The organism is Blastocatellia bacterium (assembly GCA_035573895.1).
Lineage (GTDB): Bacteria > Acidobacteriota > Blastocatellia > HR10 > HR10 > DATLZR01.
Window position 1 is genome coordinate 1 of sequence record DATLZR010000004.1, and the last position, 2,278, is coordinate 2,278.

The window sequence follows — 2,278 nt, forward strand, 5'->3', positions numbered from 1 at the left end:
GGCCGCTTCGACACAGCGCCTGAGTTTGGCAATGGCTTCATCCACCGTGCGGGTCTTCAGTCCACAGTCAGGATCAATCCACAGAGCTTCCTTCGGCACGACCTCCAGCCCTTGTCTTACCCGCGCACAAACCGTCTCCACGTCCTCGATCACATGCGAGTGGACATCCACGACCCCGAAGCTCAAATCCTTGGTGAAGGGGATCCGTTTGAAAAGATCGAGAAGGTCGAGATTGCTGTTGGACATCTCGAGGTCGAAGTTGTCGATGGGAAGCTTGAGCATATCGGGATAAATCTTTTCAAATGCACCGTAGCAGGCGTGGCTGATGAAGTAGGCCGGCAGTCCCTCGGTCACAATCTGCATGGCTTCGACGGCGATGGGGAGTTCTTCGGGTCGAACGGATAGAGCGGGTTCGTCAATTTGAATGATTTTGGCACCGGCTTCGATCAGTGCTTCCACTTCCTTACGCAGTTCGCGGGCCAAAGCCATGCAGGTCGTCTTCCGGTCCGGGTAGTATTCGTTGAACGACCAATCCATGACCGTGTAGGGACCGGTGAGCATTCCTTTGACGGGAATCGAGCTGAGGCTCTGAGCGAACCGCCACCAGCCGACGGTAATGGGGCCCCTCCACCTCACCTCGGAGACGATGATCGGTTTGTGATAGTAGCGATTCCCGTAGGAGCGAACGAGACCCCCGATCTCAAATCCGTCCATCTGTTCGGCGAAATAGGTGACCATATCGCCGCGGTACTGTTCGCCATCAACAGCAACGTCCACACCGATCTCCTGCTGGGTCGTCATCCAGAACTCAGTGGCTTTCTTCTCCAGCGCTTCCAGCTCCTGGCGTGAGAGCTGCCCTTTAGCGAAGCGAGCGCGCGCGTGTTGCACGTAGTCGGGCTTGGGGAAACTTCCAACCGATGTTGTCGGCAACAGGGGAAGATCAATTCCCAGGCGTCTCAGTTTTTCTCGTGACATGACCAAATCTCCTTCCAATCGTAACCAGGCGATCGAGCTTGAGTAGGGCGCGATCACGCGGCAGATATTCGAGTCCACACGAAAATGTGAGGTACGAATAATCCGCGCGAATGGCCGGAAGTACTTTTTCCAGCAAAAGACAAACTGTGGTCTCGTCCTCGAGCTTGGTATTGCGCCCATCAATGAGCCCGAGAGCCAGGGGCTTTGGTGATCCCTCAGCAGCAATGACTTCCAACAGGCGCGGACTATAGGTGAAGTCAAAGCCAACGGCCGCAACCGGCAGCTCCAGGAGCTTATGATAGAGGGGGAGGACATCGCCAAAGTACGTGCAGAGAAGAACATGAGCGGGTTCGGCCGCAGATGCCACTACTCGAATGCCCTGTGCAAACACATCCCACGGACCATCCTCTTTGAGGATGCTCGGTTCTTCGATCTGAATCAGAGAGGCTCCGGCGGTCACCAATTTGCGGACTTCCTCGGCCAGTGCCGTCGCGTAAGCTTCCACCAGACGGTCCCTCTGGCGATAGGACTCCGACTGAACGATCGTGAATGCGGCCAGCGTGTATGGACCGGTGATCACGGCTTTGACCGGACGGGGTGAAACCGATCGGGCGAACGTGTATTCCTCGGTGAGGATTGGCCCAGTCCACCGGAGCGGACCAATGACGACGGGCTGACGGACGTAAAAATTCGTGTCGAAGAATCGAAGCAAGCCGTTGATTTTCGTTCCATCGAGTTTCCCGGCGATGTGAGAGAGTGGATCGTACCACCGGATCAGTCCGTCAGTCACGATATCGAGGCCCGCCGTCACCTGATCGGTGATGGCCCGTCGGACCGCCTCATTCTGAGCCCGTTGAACATCGGCGAAACTCTTTTCACCCCGTTCCCACTGAGCAATCGTCTGCCGGAGCAGGTGAAACTCAGCGGCCTCCCCGATTCGCGGATAACTGCTATGGTTTGCCAGAATCAGATTCATGATGAAATCACCTCATTCACTTCCTGAGCGATAAGCTCCTTGATTCGGGAGACGGCGTCCGCCAGAGGTACGTCGAAACAGGCGCGGGTTCGCCGGGAGAGAATTTCCACCTGGCCGAGGGCGACTTTCTGGGGACCGATCGTGATGCGGAAGGGGATACCGATTAGGTCGGCGTCCTTGAATTTCACTCCCGGACGTTCGTCGCGGTCATCGTAAAGGACCTCCACGCCAGCATCGGTCAATTCCTGGTAGAGCCGTTCAGCGGCATCTCGCTGGGCCGGGTCGGCCACATTGACCGGGACGATGATCACCTGAAAAGGAGCGATG

The 2,278-nt window shown here is 56.7% G+C and carries 3 protein-coding genes; all 3 read right to left on the reverse strand.

Annotated elements, in window-relative coordinates; genetic code table 11:
• The coding region (locus VNM72_00300; GenBank protein ID HXF03839.1) for a methionine synthase at positions 1–975 on the reverse strand (975 nt) is incomplete at its 3' end.
• Positions 941–1,951, reverse strand: a complete 1,011-nt coding sequence (locus tag VNM72_00305; protein HXF03840.1) for a hypothetical protein — start codon at positions 1,949–1,951, stop codon at positions 941–943. The genes VNM72_00305 and VNM72_00300, both read right to left, overlap by 35 nt.
• Positions 1,948–2,278 (reverse strand): His/Gly/Thr/Pro-type tRNA ligase C-terminal domain-containing protein (locus VNM72_00310; protein ID HXF03841.1); only part of this gene is annotated, 331 nt, incomplete at its 5' end. The genes VNM72_00310 and VNM72_00305, both read right to left, overlap by 4 nt.